Here is a 16,195-nt window from a genome sequence, read left to right on the forward strand (position 1 = left end):
TGTACCTAATGCATGTCTCCCAAAAGTGGGAACCGGTTTTGGGATAAAGACATGCAGGAAAACAAAAACTTAAAGCGTGTCGTATGACTACGATAAAATGCGACACGCTTTAAAGTACACTCCGCTCCGGTTCTCGAATTGCACCATTTTCGTCACGTCATAGCCGAAATAGCGAACGGGCTTCGGAGCGCGTGATTGCTCAATGAAAGTCTCGCGAGTTCGGCATGATTCTCACATTTCGCGGATGATGCGCCATCTGCGACGGCGCCACGAGGCGCTGGGCTTCGCGTCCGCTCATCTCGATCAAGGCCGCCGAACGGTCCTGCAATTTTGCCGCCACCAGATGCACCACCCCTTCCGGGCTGCGCTGGATGCGCCCTTCGATATGGATCAGCCGCGCGCCCATCACTTCGCGGCGAAACGCCTTCATGATCTTCGGCCAGACAACAATATTGGCGATGCCGGTTTCATCCTCGATGGTGAGGAACACCACGCCCTTGGCGCTGCCGGGGCGCTGGCGCACGGTGACGACGCCAGCCACCTTCATGCGGCGTCCGTCCGCACCTTCCTGCACGGCACGGCAGGTGGAAACGCCTTCCGCTGCCAGCCCCTCGCGCAGATATTGCAGCGGATGCCCTTTCAGCGAAAGCCGCGTCGTTTCGTAATCGGCAATCACATGCTCGGATGCCGCCATTTCGGGCAGTTTCGCGCGCGGCTCCTCCGCCAGTTCGCTGGTCGCGGCGGCGCGGAACAGCGGCAGCGTCTCGTCATTGGGCAGGCGGCGCACGGCCCAGAGTGCTGCGCGGCGGTCGATATCGAGCGAGCCGAAAGCATCGGCATCGGCCAGAAGCGTGAAGGCGCGCCGGTCGAGCCGCAGTCGCCGATGCATGTCTTCGATGGTGCGGTAAGGCTCTTGCCGGTCGGCAATCAGAAGTTCGGCGTCCCGCTTGGCAAAGCCGTCGATCTGGCGAAAGCCGAGCCGCAGCGCCGGTCGGATATCGAGCGTATCCTCCAGAATATTATCCCAGTGACTGAAATTCACATCGACGGGCAGCACCGTCACGCCATGGTCGCGGGCATCGCGCACGATCTGTGCGGGCGCGTAAAAACCCATGGGCTGGGAGTTGAGGAGGGCAGCGGCGAACACTTCCGGGTGATGGCACTTGATCCAGGCGGAAATATAGACCAGATGCGCGAAGCTCGCCGCATGGCTTTCAGGAAAGCCATATTCGCCGAACCCCTTGATCTGGTTGAAGCAATTTTCGGCAAAGGTCCGCTCATAGCCGCGCCTGACCATGCCTTCGATCATCTTTGTCTCCATCGTATGGATGGTGCCCATCTTGCGGAAGGTGGCCATGGCGCGGCGCAGCTGGTTGGCTTCCTCGGGCGTGAATTTTGCAGCCTCCATGGCAATGCGCATCGCCTGTTCCTGAAACAGCGGCACGCCTTTGGTTTTGCCGAGTATCTGCTGCAATTCGTCCGCTGGTCCATGCTCCGGCGAAGGCGAGGGCAGGGTGGATGGTTCCTGTCCGCTTCGCCGCCTGAGATAAGGATGCACCATGTCGCCCTGAATAGGACCGGGGCGCACGATGGCGACCTCGATGACGAGATCGTAGAACTCCTGTGGGCGCAGGCGCGGCAGCATGTTCATCTGGGCGCGGCTTTCCACCTGAAACACGCCGAGCGAATCGCCCGCGCACAGCATGTCGTAGACGGCTTTGTCTTCGCGCTCGACGGTTGCCAACGCCAGCTTTTCGCCCCCATAAAGCTGCGGCTTGTGCTGGTGAATGAGGTCGAAAGCCTTGCGGATGCAGGTGAGCATGCCGAGCGACAGCACATCGACCTTCATCAGTCCCACCTCGTCGATATCGTCCTTGTCCCATTCGATGAAGGAGCGGTCCTTCATCGCCGCCGGGCCGATGGGTACGGTTTCGTCCAGCCGGTCGCGGGTCAGCACGAAGCCGCCGACATGCTGCGACAGGTGGCGCGGAAAGCCGATCAGCGTGATGGCGAGTTCCACCGCGCGCCGGATGATCGGGTTGTCGGGATCGAGGCCCGCCTGCCTTATATGCTGCTTGTCGATGCCGCCGCCCGATATGCCCCACACCGTATTGGCGAGCGCCGCCGTCACATTTTCGGTCAGGCCCAGCGCCTTGCCGATGTCGCGAATGGCGCTGCGCGAGCGATAGCTGATGACGGTCGCGACAATGGCCGCGCGGTCCCTGCTGTAGCGTTTATAGACATATTGCATCACCTGTTCGCGGCGCTCATGCTCGAAATCGACGTCGATATCCGGCGGTTCCTGGCGCTCGGCGGAGATGAAACGCTCGAACAGGAGATCCACTTCCGTCGGGTTCACGCCGGTAATGCCGAGGCAGAAGCAGACCACGGAATTGGCCGCCGAACCGCGCCCCTGGCACAGAATGTTCTCTTTGCGGGCATAGTTCACAATGTCATAGACGGTGAGGAAATAGGGCTCGTATTGAAGCTGGGCGATCAGCGCCAGTTCCTTGTTGATCAGCGCCTGCACCTTCTCCGGAATCGTGTCCGCGCCGTAATGGCGCGCCGCCCCTTCCCAGGTGAGATCATGGAGGTGCTGGCGTGCTGTCTTGCCGGGCGGGATGGGTTCATCGGGATAGGCATATTTCAGCTCATCGAGCCGGAAGGTGATGGGCGCGGCGAAATCAGCGGTCGCCGCGATGGCTTCAGGATAATCGCGAAACAACCGCAGCATTTCCTTCGGCGGCTTCAGGTGGCGCTCGGCATTCTTTTCCAGAAGCCGCCCGGCATCGAAAACGGTCGTGTGGTGACGGGTTGCGGTCAGCACATCCTGAAGCGGGCGGCGGTCCGGGTGATGATAGAGCACGTCATTGGTGGCGATGAGCGGCACATTGGCTGCGGCTGCGAAACGGGCGGTGCGCTCCGCGCGGCGTCCGTCCTGCCCCTGATGCGGCAGGGCGAGCGCCAGCCAGACCGAGCCGGGGGCGGCCTTGGCGATATCCGCCAGCCGCGTGGCAAAATCCGGCTGGTCTTCCTCGGGAGGAAAAACCGCGATCTGGAATTGCCGCGCGCGAAACAGGAGGTCGCCCCATTCGAGGTGGCATTCGCCCTTGATGGCGGCGCGGGTCTTGCCCTCACTCAGCAGGCGGCACAATTGCCCATAGGCGGCGCGATCACGCGGATAGACGACCATCTCCGGCGTGCCGTCGATGAAGGACAGGCGGCAGCCGATGAACAGCCGGAAATCGCTCTTGTCGCGAAATTCCTTCCATTCCGCATGGGCGCGCACCACGCCGGCCAGCGTGTTGCGGTCGGCAATGCCGATGCCGGACAGGCCAAGCTCATGCGCACGCTCCACCAGTTCCTGCGGGTGCGAAGCACCGCAAAGGAAGGAGAAATTGCTGGCGGCAGCCATTTCAAAATAAGGAACCATCACGCAAACAACCCATGCAGAAACCAGCGCGGATGATTGGCGCCGTCAAAAAGCCCCTCGCGGAAAATCCAGAAGCGCTGGCCGTTTTCGTCCTCGACCCGGTAATAATCGCGCAGTTCCGGCACGTCCTGCCCGATTGCCCGCCACCATTCCGGCTCGATCCGTTCCGGCCCTTCGGCAAGGCGCACCTGATGGCGCACCCGCCGCCACAGAAAGAACGAGGGCGGGCTGTCGGGCACTTCCGCCACACTGTCGATCGGCTGCGGCGGGCGAAACAGTTTTATGGGACGCGCGGGCGGATCGCCCGGCAGTTCCGCCTGGCTGCGATATCCGGCTTCGGTTTTCCGCGATCGATGCAGGGCAGGGACAAGGCCGAAAGCGCGCTCCGGCATATGGGTGTCGCGTGCAAAGGAAACGAGAACCCGGTCCTGTCCGAGCCGCGCCGAGAGCCGGTCGACAAGCTGGCTGAAACCGGCTTCATCCTCCTCATGCTGGTCAAGTCCGGTCTGGCGATGGGCTATCGCGCCGCTGCGCAGTGCGGCCAGCCGGATCATATCGAAGCCAAACCCGGCGTCGAGCGGGTCGGTCAAGGCGTTGAGCCTTTCGCGCGCAAGGCGCAGGAAAACCCTGTCGTCGCGCAGCGGCTGGCCGGTTTCGACATGGACATGGCGCACTTCGCCATCGACCCGGAAGAAGGAGGCTTCGACCAGAAGCGCGCCCTTGCCTTCTATTTCCAGCCTTGTGAACAGTTCCTGCGCCAGTTCCAGCAAGATATGCTCCACCAGCTCCATCCCCGTCACCGGCTCCGACAGGCGGCGCTCGGCGATACTGAGCGGCATGATGCGCAAGGGGGAAATCGGCGCGCGCTCCTGCCGCGCCAGCCGGTTGAGCTTTGTGGCAAGATCGGTGCCGAAACGGGCAGTGAGCGCGGCGCGCGGAAGCCCCATCACATCGCCGATCCGTTTCAACCCGGCGCGCTTGAGGCCGGTTTCCGCCGCTTGCGTCAGTTCAAGCGCGGAAAGCGGCAGACGGGGAAGGTGGCGGTCGGCCTCCGCCTTGCTGAACACGCCGCCCTTCGTTCCCCGCGCCAGAAGCCGCGCGGCAAAACTGTTATCGGCAATCGCCGCCTGCACTTTCAGCCCGGCGCGTTCAATGCGGCGGATGGCGTCGGCGCGCATGGTGGCAAGCCCGCCGAACAGATGCGCGCAGCCGGTTATATCGAGCATCAGGCCATGCGGCTCATCCAGGGCGACAAGCGGCGTATAGCGCTCGCACCAATGGGCAAGGCGCTTGAGCAATGCCCCGTCGTGTTGCGGCGCGGCGGTCGCCACGTCCAGCCTTTCCACGCGGGCGCGCGCATCGGTCAGCGCCATGCCGGGGAAAAGGCCGAGCCTTGCCGCCGCCGCATCCACCGCCGTCAGGCGCAATGCATTGGCCGTGCGCTCGGTCACCACCAGGGGCAGGCGCTCCCTGCCGTCATGCGGAACGGCGCGGCGAAGCCGGTCGGTCGGCAGAAACGGAAACCACAGGGCGAGAAACAAGCGTTCTGCCATCCCGTTCTCTTGTGCCAAATTCAAGGGTTTCATTGTTCCATTCCATGATCCATTGCCCGCATGTGCCGTGGCGGTTGCGCTCCAGCACGGCGGAAAAGGCCGGTTTTCCCGGCGCGTTCGCTCCGCTGGAGCGCGATGGCGCGGGCGCCACCCGCCAGCGGCTGACGGCAGCACTTTGCACCGCCGTCCGGTGGCTCCTGAGCAGGATGACCGGCAATTGCGCGGTCTCGCTCGCCAGAAGCAGGCGGCGCGATGCGGTGAGGTCGAGACATTTCGGCTGGCCGGTCACCGAGGCGACGACGCCGGAAACCAGATGCGAGGCCTTGCCGCCGCTGCCTGCCTCCAGCGCATCGTTCGCCGCCTTCAGCACATCCTGCGCGCTGGGGCAGCGCACGATCAGAAGCCGCGACGGATCGATCCCGAAGGCGTGAAGCCCCGGCGGATAAAGCCCGCCATATTCGCTCGCCGCACTTTCCTCCTCGATCCAGATGATCGGCCTTCCATCCTGCGTCGCCCGCAGCACCAGCGCCAGAGCAAAGCCGGTCGCAGCCATATGCGCGCCCGGATTTTCGGCAAAAACCTCATGCAGCGCATCGCCCGCCAGACCATGCGGAAAGGCGGCATCGGCCCCGGCAAGGCCGAGCGTGAAACTGCGTGCGCGACCGAAGCCTGCGTCCGTCCCGCTTCCTGTCCTGCGGGCAAAACTGCCTTGCGGATCATTGCCTGCAATGGCCGTAACCATGCGCCGCAACGCCGCGATGTCGATGCCGCTCACGTTCGTTTCCTGTCAAATTGTTCTCTATTTGTTCTAGTATTGAATCGAGCGAGGCAAGAGTCAAGCGGGATCAGCCGGGTGTATGTGTGGACAGAAAAATTCCCCTGAAGAAGCGCCTCCCGAAAGTGTGAAACGATTTTCGGGAGGCGCGTAAAAACGAATTGCCGGAGCATTTCCGAGCCAAAAGTGTGAAACGCCCGCGCGAGGAAATCAATCCGCCGGACTGATTTCCAATTCCGCTTCGATGCGTTCGGAAATGCGTAAAACGAATGGATAGAGCCGTTCCAACGATTCCGTTAAGACAGGAACCATTCTGGAACGGGGGAATACGCTCCGGCGGCTTCAGGCGGCTTCCCGGAAAGGCACGCCTGCCAATTGCGCCAGATGGCCGGGAAGGTCGGTGCCAGCGCCAGCCGCATTGATCGTGTCGAAATAATCGTGCCAGCCGGTGGCGGTGATTCCGGTAATCAGCATGTCGAGAGCCGCTTCGTCCGGGAAGCGCCAGATGGCGAAGAAACTCTGATCGGGCGCAAAAGGCTTTGTCGCGTCGACGGGTCCCAATGCCAAAGCCTCGATACCAAGCGCTGCAAGTCCGCCCATGCCCGCGCCGACTTTCTCAAAGAAGGCCTGCCTGCCTTCAGCATCGAGTGCGTGCCAGCCAGCTTTCGGGGAATAAAGCTCGGCGAGGTAATAGGTCATGTCATATCCCTTAGAGTTTCATTGATCTTGAAGGAGCGACCGGCATCGGTGCGGCTCCAGATGCGGCGCAGCAAGGTGCTGAGAAGCTGCTGTTCGCCTGACGAGAGATCGCTCATCAGGCTTGCAATCCATGCGGTATGTTGTTCGAAAAGCTGTTGCGCCAGCAGCGAACCTTCGGGTGTCAGCCGGACAGCCAGCTTGCGGCGGTCCTCGCTATCCGCGTGGCGCTTGAGGAAACCGTCGCGCTCCAGCCCGTCCAGCAGGCCGGTGATGGTGGCGCGCGTCACGCCTGCGCGTTCCGAAAGCTCGTGCGGCGAGAGGCCGTCGGGCGCATTGTGCAACAGAAACAGCAGCACGAACTTGCCCTCCGAAAGCTTGTGCGGCGCCAGCCGGTTGGCGCAATCCCGGTCAATGGCCGCAGCAAGCGAAAGGACTTCAAAGCAGGCTTTCAGCGCGTCGGTGGACGGACTGTGCCGGCGTTCCATTTCACCCAGAAGGGCATGATGCTTTTGTTCGATAATTTCCATACGGTGCCGTATAGTATGGTGCCATATTAAATGCAAGGGGTTTTGATTGCCTGAGAAGGAAGAGCAGAAAGCTTGATGAATGGATTTATACGATTTATATATGGTTCGTATATAAAACGCTTATACTGGATATTGCCATGGGTATCGTAAAGATTGGCGACGAGCTGCACGAGGAATTGCGCAAGGCGAGCGACGTCATGTGCCGTTCGATCAATGCGCAGGCAGAATATTGGATGAAGATCGGCATGCTGGCGCAGGCGCATCCCGACCTGTCGTTCAACGAGATCGTGCAGATGCAGTTGCGCTCGGCACGGGTCGAGCTGCCGGTTCTGCCGGTTCTGGCAGTGCAGCCATCATGACCAAGACCCCGGCCGAAGTGGAAAAGATGGCGGCATCCGGCGCGCTGCTGGCCTCGGTTTTTGCCCTTCTCGACCGCACGCCGCTGGCGGGCATGACCACGATGCAGGTCAACGATCTGGTTGAGGATTACATCACCCGCGAATTGCAGGCGCGGCCTGCCAGCAAGGGGCAGTATGACTATCCTTATGTGCTGAACAGCTCGAAGAACGAGGTCGTCTGCCACGGCATGCCGTCGCATGACGAGATCATTCAAAACGGCGAGATCATCAATTTCGACATCACGCTGGAAAAGGACGGCTATATCGCCGATTCCAGCAAGACCTACATGGTCGGAGAAGTCGCGCCCTTTGCCTCGCGCCTCGTCCGGGTGACCTACGAGGCGCTGTGGAAGGGGATTGCCGCCGTGCGCCCCGGCGCGACCTTGGGCGATATCGGCCATGCCATCGAGCGCCACGCCAAGCGGCATGATTACAGCATCGTGCGGGAATATTGCGGCCATGGTATCGGTCGCGAGATGCATGAGGAACCGCAGGTCCTGCATTTCGGCAAGCCCGGCACCGGGGTTCGGCTGCGCGAAGGCATGGTGTTCACCATCGAGCCGATGCTCAATCAGGGAACGGCCAAGGTGAAGCAGGAAAAGGACGGCTGGACGGTGGTGACGCGCGACGGAAAACTGTCGGCGCAGTTCGAGCATACGGTGGCGGTCACCTCGAACGGCGTGCGGGTGCTGACCTTGCGTCCGGGCGAGGAAAAGATGCTGGCCAGCATCAAACATGCGGCCTGAATAAAGAAAAACGCCCTCCGACGCGGAGGGCGTTTTGCATGTTGGTTTCCCTGACCCTTCACCTTCGTGGTTCGAGGCTCATTTCCCCTTCGACAAGCTCAGGGTTCATTCCCACCTCACCATGAGGTGAAGGGCGGTAGCGCCCGCAGTAACCCTCATCCTGAGGTGCGAGCGAAGCGAGCCTCGAAGGACGAGGGTACTTGGATCAGCCAATCGGGCTTATCTCCTGTCGCGCGCGGCGAGCGTCCGCAACCGCAACGCATTGAGCTTGATGAAGCCTGCCGCGTCCTTCTGGTCGTAAGCGCCCTGATCGTCTTCGAAGGTGACGAGCTTGTCGGAATAGAGCGACTTTTCCGATTCACGGCCGATCACCATCACATTGCCCTTGTAGAGCTTGAGCGTGACTTCGCCTTCGACATGGCGCTGGCTGTGATCGATTGCGGCCTGCAGCATTTCGCGTTCCGGCGAGAACCAGAAACCGTAATAGATCAGCTCCGCATAGCGCGGCATCAGCTCGTCCTTCAGGTGCGCCGCACCGCGGTCGAGCGTGATCGATTCGATGGCGCGGTGCGCGGCAAGCAGGATCGTGCCGCCCGGCGTTTCGTAGACGCCGCGCGACTTCATGCCGACGAAGCGGTTTTCCACGAGGTCGAGACGGCCAATGCCATTGTCGCGGCCATAGTCGTTGAGCTTGGCAAGAAGGGTGGCAGGCGACAGGCGCTCGCCATTGATCGAAACGGCATCGCCCTTTTCAAAGCCGATCTTGATGATCGTTGCCTTGTCGGGCGCGGTTTCCGGCGAAATGGTGCGCATATGCACATATTCCGGCGCCTCGACAGCCGGATCTTCCAGAACCTTGCCTTCGGACGAGGAGTGCAGCAGGTTGGCGTCGACGGAGAACGGCGCTTCGCCCTTCTTGTCCTTGGCGACGGGGATCTGGTGCTGTTCGGCGAATTCGAGCAGATGCGTGCGGCTCTTGAACGACCAGTCGCGCCATGGGGCGATGATCTTGATGTCCGGGTTCAGCGCATAGGCCGAAAGCTCGAAACGGACCTGGTCGTTGCCCTTGCCGGTCGCGCCATGCGCGATGGCGTCGGCGCCGGTCTTTTTGGCAATGTCGATCAGGTGCTTGGAGATCAGCGGGCGGGCAATCGAGGTGCCGAGCAGGTAGACGCCTTCATAGACGGCATTGGCGCGGAACATCGGGAAGACGAAATCGCGCACGAATTCCTCGCGCACGTCCTCGATGAAGATTTCCTTGATGCCCAGCATTTCCGCTTTCTTGCGGGCCGGTTCAAGTTCCTCGCCCTGGCCGAGATCGGCGGTAAAGGTCACGACTTCCGCGCCCAGTTCCGTCTGAAGCCACTTCAGGATGATCGAGGTGTCGAGGCCGCCCGAATAGGCGAGAACGACTTTCTTAACGTCTTTCAGCTTGCTCATAGTTACTTCCGTCCAATGCGGTGCGGTTGAGGCTCTGGTGGAACCCAACTGATATATCCGCAAGTCTTTTATCAGTTGCCAAGCGCCACGCAAGCCGAAGGGCTGCGACTTATCGCGAAAACTGATGCGGTATCATGTAGCCTGCGGTTCGCCGACCTCATAAACAACCAGATTGCGGTCGCCGATGCCAAGCTCGGGCCAGGCGGCGCGCCATTCGGCAATATGGGCGGAGGCAAAATGCCGGTCCAGCGAGGCGCGGTCACGCCAGAACTCCTTGACGTGGATCAGGCCCGGTTCCAGCACGTCCTCGGCATAGCCATAGTCCACGCAGCCATCCTCCGCACGGCTGGCCGCAATCATGGCCTGCATGGCCTTGCGCGCCCGGTCGAGGTTTTCCGGCGGCAGGCGGACGGTCCCCACGATCAGCAGCATTCCGGTCTCCATTCCGCTGTTCCCTTTGCCGGGAAATTATTCTAGCGTGCGCCATCTCTTGGAGCACATCTCGATGTCTTTTCTGACAAACCTGACCTTCATCCCTGAATGGACGATCTTTGTCCAGTTCGCGATTGCAACGGCGATCCTTTCCATCACCCCCGGCCCGGACATGACGCTGTTCGTCGGGCGCGCCCTTTCTGAAGGCAAGGCCGCGGGCTTTGCCTGCATGGCTGGCGCCAGCACCGGCATCGTCATTCACACCACCATGGTGGCGCTCGGCCTTTCGGCGCTGATCATCGCCTCTCCGGCTGCGTTTACGGCACTCAAGATCGTGGGTGCGGGCTATCTGGTGTGGCTCGCGGTGCAGGCGATCCGCAAGGGATCGGCCTTCTCGCCGGAAAAGAATGGCGGCAAGAAGCATACGCTGTTCCAGAACTGGCTGACCGGGCTTGGCATCAACCTGCTCAACCCGAAGATCATCCTGTTCAACATGACCTTCCTGCCGCAGTTCGTCTCCGCGCACGACCCGCATGCCATGGGCAAGCTGTTCTTCCTCGGCCTGTCGTTCATTCCGATGGCGCTGCCCTTCACCATACCGATGGTGGTGGCGGCGGACCGCTTTGCCGGGCTTTTGAAAAAGAACCCGACCGTGACGCGCATTGTGGACTGGATGTTTGCGGGTGTATTTTCCGCCTTCGCGCTGAAGATCATCACAGCGCAGGCGAAGTAAAACGCTTACTCTGCCGGATGGGATAAAAGCCGTCCGGCCTTGCGGCCTGCGAGCAGCCAGTAGACGAAGCTGCCGACGACGCCGGCGCCTGCTATGGCGGCAATCCACAGCGAGCTTTCCGACACGCTGCGAGTGTCGCTGAAGGGAAGCGATGCGCTTGCGGCGGCAAGCCCGATCAGCGTTCCCGCGACGCAATAATAGAGCGACGACCTGTAACCGCGCGCTTCAGCCAGAACGATAAGGACGAGGGCGGGCACGAAGCTGAACCCGCCAGCCAGCATGGCAAGCGCGAAGCCGCCGACGAAGACGGAGCTCCAGAAGCTGGTTGTGGCCCAATAGGTTCCGCCGTCTGAATCGACGGCTACCGTGGCGAACGAGATAAAATCATTCATGAGCGAATCGACGCCCAGGGTGCGGAAAAGGATGGCGGCCAGAAACCAGCCTGCCGCCAGCACAGCGCAGCAATAGCCGAATACCACGATGACGAAGCGCGTTATGTAGTCAAAAGTATCGTTCAAGCGCGCTCCCCCTCGGTTTATTCGCCGTGCCCTGCGATCATCATTGCTTCCAGCGCAAGGCGTTCGCTCTTGCGCAGGCGTTCGGATTCCGATTTCAGCTGGCCGCAGGCGGCGAGAATATCGCGGCCGCGCGGCGTGCGGATCGGCGAAGCGTAGCCAGCCGCATTCACATAATCGGCAAATTTCTCGATCTGCTCCCAGTCCGAGCACTGATAATTCGTGCCGGGCCATGGGTTGAACGGGATCAGGTTGATCTTGGCCGGAATGCCCTGCAACAGCTTCACCAGAAGCTTGGCATCCTCCAGGCTGTCATTGATGTCCTTCAGCATCACATATTCAAAGGTGATGCGCTTGGCATTGGACAGGCCCGGATATTCACGGCACGCCTTGATCAGCTGTTCCAGCGGATACTTCTTGTTGATCGGCACCAGAATGTCGCGCAATTCGTCGCGCACGGCATGCAGCGAAATGGCAAGCATGACGCCGATTTCGTCGCCGGTGCGATAGATTTCCGGCACGACGCCGGAGGTTGAAAGCGTGATGCGGCGCTTTGAAAGGGAGAGGCCATCGCCATCCGACGCGATCAGCAGGGCCTTCTTCACTTCCTCGAAATTATAGAGCGGCTCGCCCATGCCCATCATCACGATATTGGTGATCTTGCGGCCCTCGGCAGGCACCATGGCGCCATCCGGCGTGTCCTTGTCCGGGAAGTCGCCAAGCCGGTCGCGGGCGGTCAAAAGCTGCGCCAGAATTTCTTCCGCGGTCAGGTTGCGCACCAGCTTCTGCGTGCCGGTGTGGCAGAAGGAGCAGGTGAGCGTGCAGCCGACCTGTGAGGAAATGCACAGCGTCCCGCGGCCTTCTTCGGGAATATAGACGCTTTCGATTTCGACGGGGCGACCGGCACCGCGCGGCGGAAAGCGGAACAGCCACTTACGGGTTCCATCCTGCGAAATCTGTTCCTCGACCACTTCGGGGCGCTGAATGGTGAAATGCTGCGCCAGAAGGGCGCGCAGATCCTTGGAAATATTGCGCATGTCGGCGAAATCGGAAACGCCGCGCACATAGAGCCAGTGCCAGAGCTGGCTGATGCGCATTTTCGTCTGCCGTTCCGGCACGCCGACCTTGATCAGCGCTTCGGCCATTTCCTCGCGCGACATGCCGATCAGCGACGGCTTTGCCTCCAGGCTGGCGCGCGCATGGCGGGCAAGCTGGTCACGCGTATCATCAATGGTAAGGTCGAACGAAATGGACATCTGTTTTCAACTGTTGGAGACGAGCGCCTTGAGCGCCTCGATAAGCTTCGCCAGATAATCTGGCCCGAATTCATGGATAAATAGGGTCGGACAGCCGACATTGCGACCCTGATGCGCGCGCTAATAGCACACAATATCGCATTCGTCATCCCACACGAAATCCGGCCACACGAAATCCAGGCTGCCATGCATGAATGCAGCGCAAAAGAAAAAGCCGGACTTGAAGGCCCGGCTTTGAAAGTCATCCAGTCGCGTGGATTATTTGCATTTCTGGATGGCTTTCAGCGCATCCGAAATACCTTTGAGCGAATAGGTGTAGTTGGTCTTGGTGCCGCGCTTCGACTGTGCCTGCACCTTCATTTCCGAACCGCCGCGCATGGCTGCGATGAGCTGCGGCTCTTCGGCAGCATTTTCCATCCATCCGGACTTGCCGTTGACGAACATGTTAAAGCTGCGGTTGCCGATGGAAACGACGACCTTGGCATTGGCGTTGAGGTCGTAACCGGCCATGAATTGCGGTTCGAACGAGATGTTCTGGCCGGGCTTCTGGCTCACGAGGAAGAAGTTGTCGCCGTGATCGACAGAGGCCGGGGCCTTCTGGGTCGGCACGGAGAGGACATAGCAGACCTTGCCGTTGCCCGACTGATAGCTGTAGGCGCCCCAGGCATTGAACTGGCTGATCTGGCTCGGGGTCTGGGCGAGTGCCGAGCCCGCCATCCCAATCATGAACACAGAAGCCGCGACGATCGATTTTCCAAGCATTGGTTTTTACCGGTTCTCTTTCGTTTGCTTCAAACTTGAATATCGGGATGCCGCCGTTCATCACGCCGTCCCGCTCAGTTGCCGATTAAAATGCCTTAATCTGGGTTACCAAACGGTGAAGTTTCGAAAGAAAACTTGAATGAGCAGCCAAGTCGCCCCGCCATCCCTTGGGGGAAGTTGAATTAAAAGAAAGCGGCGTCAGTAAGGCGATAAGGCAATAAGGCAGTAGGGCAGTAGGGCAGTATGTTAAGGGAATAGGGGAGTAAGGGAGTAGGGGAGTATGTTTTGGTTGCGGATGACCACGCCAACCATATCCTTCTCTGCCCTACTGCCCTACTGCCCTACTGCCCTACTGCCCTACTGCCCTACTGCCCTACTTGATCCTCCAACGCCTGCTTCGCCGCCAGCCGGTGCGCGGGCGTGATGTGGGCGCGCACAGCGGTCAGCGCCGCCATCAGCACGGCAACGTCATCCGTGAAGCCGATACCCGCCAGAAGATCGGGAATGGCGTCGAAGGGCAGGACGAAATAGGCAAGTGCGGCCATCAGCGTCATGCGCACGCGGGTCGGCGTCTTCTGGTCGAGCGCGCAATAATAGGCAGCAACAACCTCGTCCATGAACGGCACCATGCGACCGGCGCGGCGCGCGGCCTTCCAGAATCCGTTCTTCACCCGCTCGCTGCGCTTCTTGAATTCGCTCTCGCTGCCGGGTTCGAGGATTTCACCGATTCTGACGTCATCCATTCTCGTTCAACTCCTGTCGTCCTGATTCCGATCATCGAATGCAGGTTATGACCGGCTGAAAATGGGGAGTTTGCGTCGCTCTTGCAAGTCCGGGGCAAGTCCGGTGCAAGTCCGGGCCATTTCTCCACCCGCCCGATCCTGCCAGAACCATCAGCTACAAGGCCCCCGCCAAATCCCCAAAATACAGATTCGACCGGATCGCTTTCACGCTGGAGCGATGCCGCATGAATGGAGGTTTTGATGCATTTGACCGGCTATGGCGAAAACTTCATCCGCAGCGACCGCTCAACACGGCTGTTTCGCGGCAACCAGCTGCTGGCCGCCGGAAGCGAGGACGATTACATCATCATCGATCTGTTCGAGGCCGGGTGCTACGATGCCGCCGTCTATCTGCGGTTCCTCTTCGGCGCTGGAATCTCGCTCAACACCCTGCGCGGCACCTCCAGCCAGAACTGGATACCCATCCTGAATTTCCGGGCGGGCGAACAATGGAACGGCTATTCGGCGCTGCCCTATGGCAAGGCCATCGGCTTCTACGACGTGCAGGCAGGACATGTTTTCCACGCCGCCATTTCGCTCGGCGATGTTTTTATCCGTGGCGTCCATGGCGGCAAGCTCGGCCAGAACTGGCAGGACCGCATCAATCTGACCCGCGTTCTTCCCTATTCCAGCCGCAACCCCGATGGCAGCTTCAATTATGATCGCCGGAAGATTTATGTATACATCTCAAAGCTTTAACTTCAGGCCAGGGCGTTCATCCTGCGGGCAAGCTTGACGTCGAGTTCGGTAATGCCATTCTCGCTGTGGGTGGCAAGCGTGACATCGACGCGGTTATAGACATTGAACCATTCGGGGTGATGGTCGAGCTTTTCCGCGTGAAGCGCTGCGCGCACCATGAAGCCGAAGGCGGCGTTGAAATCCTTGAACCTGAAGCTTTTGGAAATCGCCTCGCGTCCGTCAACCTTCTGCCAGCCGTCAAGATCCTTGAGCGCTTCGTTCAGTTCGTTTTCCGTCAGCCGGTTGCGTGTCATCGTCTTTCGCCTATGTTGCGGTTTCTGAAACAACTTATCATGAACGCGAGAGTTCCGTGACCGCCCCAGTGACCGCATCAGCGCCAAACAGCATTCTTTTCATCTGCGCCGGCAATATCTGCCGGTCTCCGCTGGCCGAAGGCGTGATGGGGCAGGTGCTTGAAAAGCGCGGCATTCGCCATGTGCTGGTCGATTCCGCCGGAACCAATGGCTACCATACCGGCGAGGAACCGGACGAACGCTCCATCAGCGTTGCGGCGCGTCATGGTCTCGATATTTCGGGGCAGCGCTGCCGCCAGCTGATTGCAGGTGATTTCAGCCGTTTCGACCTGATCCTCGGGATGGACCGCTACAATATGCGGATGATCGCCGGGCGACAGCCCGCAAATGCAAGCGCGCATATCGGGCTTTTCACCGAGATTGCCGAAGGGCGGGCGGTTGAAATCCCCGACCCCTATTATGGCGGGACCGGGGATTTCGAAAAGGTCTACCGGATGGTTCTGGCGGCTTCCATCGCGCTTGCCGACCAGTTCTGGCCCGTGCGGGAAACGGCGACCAAAGGCCAGGCTTCTTCCACGATGTAAGGCCCGCCGCCAACCGAATCGCGCGACGACATCAGCACGAACCGTCCCACCTTGAAGGGCAGCGTCGCGAAGTTGCCGCGTGAGGACAGATAACGCGCCACATCGTCGATGCGGGCGTTTCTGAGCCGTGCCAGCGTCACATGCGGCGTGAACTTGCGCGGATCGGCGGGAATGTGCAGCCGCTGGCAGATACGTTCGATTTCCGCCTGCAATGCATTGAGTTCAGGCGAGGGGGATACACCCGCATAGATGCTGTGCGGCTTTTTGGAGCCGAACGCATTGACACCCGAGAGGTTGAGCATGAATTCGGGCCGCCGCACGCGATCGAGCGCATTGGCAACCTCGTCGGCCACGTGGCCTTCCACATCTCCGATAAAACGCAGCGTTATGTGGTAGTTTTCGACATCAATCCAGCGTGCGCCGGGAAGACCGCCTCGCAACAACGAGAGCGAAAGCGCGGCATCACGCGGGATTTCGAGGGCAGTGAAAAGACGCGGCATAAGGCATCCTCCTCGAAGCGTTCCCTGTCAGAGCGCCTGCATCCGGCTGGATGCGTGAAAGACGCTCT

Annotated in this window: 18 protein-coding genes; 5 read left to right on the forward strand and 13 right to left on the reverse strand. The window is 60.4% G+C overall.

Features of this window, described 5'->3' with window-relative positions; all coding sequences use genetic code 11:
* Nucleotides 1–199: 199 nt before the first annotated feature.
* The 5 genes from AC0TNJ_RS14465 to AC0TNJ_RS14485 all read right to left on the reverse strand — a co-directional run bounded on the left by AC0TNJ_RS14465 (nt 200) and on the right by AC0TNJ_RS14485 (nt 6,987).
* Nucleotides 200–3,433 carry an error-prone DNA polymerase gene (locus AC0TNJ_RS14465; protein WP_473771623.1) on the reverse strand — a complete coding sequence of 1,078 codons (3,234 nt, stop codon included), beginning with the start codon at nt 3,431–3,433 and terminating at the stop codon, nt 200–202.
* A complete protein-coding gene (locus AC0TNJ_RS14470) occupies nt 3,433–4,884 on the reverse strand; it encodes a Y-family DNA polymerase (protein ID WP_473771624.1) in 1,452 nt (483 codons plus the stop codon). The genes AC0TNJ_RS14465 and AC0TNJ_RS14470 overlap by 1 nt, the downstream gene beginning before the upstream one ends.
* 25 nt (nt 4,885–4,909) lie before the next feature.
* Nucleotides 4,910–5,761, reverse strand: a complete 852-nt coding sequence (locus AC0TNJ_RS14475; protein WP_473771480.1) for an ImuA family protein — start codon at nt 5,759–5,761, stop codon at nt 4,910–4,912.
* Nucleotides 5,762–6,103: 342 nt separating this feature from the next.
* Nucleotides 6,104–6,460: a DUF6616 family protein gene (locus AC0TNJ_RS14480; protein ID WP_473771481.1), complete on the reverse strand. Its 357-nt coding sequence runs from the start codon at nt 6,458–6,460 to the stop codon at nt 6,104–6,106.
* Complete coding sequence (locus AC0TNJ_RS14485) at nt 6,457–6,987, reverse strand: MarR family transcriptional regulator (RefSeq protein WP_122002989.1); 531 nt, start codon at nt 6,985–6,987, stop codon at nt 6,457–6,459. The genes AC0TNJ_RS14480 and AC0TNJ_RS14485 overlap by 4 nt, the downstream gene beginning before the upstream one ends.
* Before the next feature lie 137 nt (nt 6,988–7,124).
* Here AC0TNJ_RS14485 and AC0TNJ_RS14490 point away from each other — a divergent pair, with 137 nt between their 5' ends.
* Together AC0TNJ_RS14490 and map are read left to right on the forward strand one after the other, a co-directional pair.
* Entirely contained in the window at nt 7,125–7,346 is a 222-nt protein-coding gene (locus AC0TNJ_RS14490) for a ParD-like family protein (protein WP_473771482.1), read from the forward strand.
* Nucleotides 7,343–8,131, forward strand: coding sequence for a type I methionyl aminopeptidase (gene map / locus AC0TNJ_RS14495; RefSeq protein WP_122002991.1), 789 nt, complete (start codon nt 7,343–7,345; stop codon nt 8,129–8,131). The genes AC0TNJ_RS14490 and map overlap by 4 nt, the downstream gene beginning before the upstream one ends.
* Before the next feature lie 219 nt (nt 8,132–8,350).
* On the opposite strand, the gene AC0TNJ_RS14500 is transcribed toward map, so the two are convergent.
* Nucleotides 8,351–9,571: an argininosuccinate synthase gene (locus tag AC0TNJ_RS14500; RefSeq protein ID WP_473771483.1), complete on the reverse strand. Its 1,221-nt coding sequence runs from the start codon at nt 9,569–9,571 to the stop codon at nt 8,351–8,353.
* A gap of 132 nt (nt 9,572–9,703) precedes the next feature.
* Entirely contained in the window at nt 9,704–10,003 is a 300-nt protein-coding gene (locus AC0TNJ_RS14505; RefSeq protein WP_176024901.1) for a putative quinol monooxygenase, read from the reverse strand.
* 73 nt (nt 10,004–10,076) lie between these two features.
* Here AC0TNJ_RS14505 and AC0TNJ_RS14510 point away from each other — a divergent pair, with 73 nt between their 5' ends.
* Complete coding sequence (locus AC0TNJ_RS14510) at nt 10,077–10,736, forward strand: LysE family translocator (protein ID WP_121981389.1); 660 nt, start codon at nt 10,077–10,079, stop codon at nt 10,734–10,736.
* Between the two features lie 5 nt (nt 10,737–10,741).
* Here AC0TNJ_RS14510 and AC0TNJ_RS14515 read toward each other — a convergent pair whose 3' ends face one another.
* The 4 genes from AC0TNJ_RS14515 to AC0TNJ_RS14530 form a co-directional block, all read right to left on the reverse strand.
* A complete protein-coding gene (locus tag AC0TNJ_RS14515) occupies nt 10,742–11,254 on the reverse strand; it encodes a hypothetical protein (protein WP_473768957.1) in 513 nt (170 codons plus the stop codon).
* 17 nt (nt 11,255–11,271) lie between these two features.
* Nucleotides 11,272–12,507, reverse strand: a complete 1,236-nt coding sequence (gene rlmN / locus AC0TNJ_RS14520; protein WP_121987059.1) for a dual-specificity RNA methyltransferase RlmN — start codon at nt 12,505–12,507, stop codon at nt 11,272–11,274.
* A 258-nt stretch (nt 12,508–12,765) separates the two neighbouring features.
* A complete protein-coding gene (locus AC0TNJ_RS14525) occupies nt 12,766–13,269 on the reverse strand; it encodes an invasion associated locus B family protein (RefSeq protein ID WP_122002994.1) in 504 nt (167 codons plus the stop codon).
* 365 nt (nt 13,270–13,634) lie between these two features.
* The gene (locus AC0TNJ_RS14530; protein ID WP_122002995.1) at nt 13,635–14,012 is read right to left on the reverse strand and encodes a YkvA family protein; all 378 of its coding nucleotides are present in this window, start codon (nt 14,010–14,012) and stop codon (nt 13,635–13,637) included.
* Nucleotides 14,013–14,252: 240 nt separating this feature from the next.
* Here AC0TNJ_RS14530 and AC0TNJ_RS14535 point away from each other — a divergent pair, with 240 nt between their 5' ends.
* Nucleotides 14,253–14,750 carry a hypothetical protein gene (locus tag AC0TNJ_RS14535; protein ID WP_473771484.1) on the forward strand — a complete coding sequence of 166 codons (498 nt, stop codon included), beginning with the start codon at nt 14,253–14,255 and terminating at the stop codon, nt 14,748–14,750.
* Nucleotides 14,751–14,752: 2 nt separating this feature from the next.
* Here AC0TNJ_RS14535 and AC0TNJ_RS14540 read toward each other — a convergent pair whose 3' ends face one another.
* The gene (locus AC0TNJ_RS14540; protein WP_473771485.1) at nt 14,753–15,043 is read right to left on the reverse strand and encodes a 4a-hydroxytetrahydrobiopterin dehydratase; all 291 of its coding nucleotides are present in this window, start codon (nt 15,041–15,043) and stop codon (nt 14,753–14,755) included.
* 56 nt (nt 15,044–15,099) lie between these two features.
* Between AC0TNJ_RS14540 and AC0TNJ_RS14545 the strand changes: the two genes are divergently transcribed.
* Nucleotides 15,100–15,627, forward strand: coding sequence for a low molecular weight protein-tyrosine-phosphatase (locus AC0TNJ_RS14545; protein ID WP_473771486.1), 528 nt, complete (start codon nt 15,100–15,102; stop codon nt 15,625–15,627).
* Here the strand turns inward: AC0TNJ_RS14545 and thpR are convergent.
* Complete coding sequence (gene thpR / locus AC0TNJ_RS14550; RefSeq protein ID WP_121980662.1) at nt 15,531–16,127, reverse strand: RNA 2',3'-cyclic phosphodiesterase; 597 nt, start codon at nt 16,125–16,127, stop codon at nt 15,531–15,533. The genes AC0TNJ_RS14545 and thpR overlap by 97 nt on opposite strands.
* Between the last annotated feature and the right edge of the window lie 68 nt (nt 16,128–16,195).

The organism is Ochrobactrum sp. PL_is483 (genome assembly GCF_055816855.1).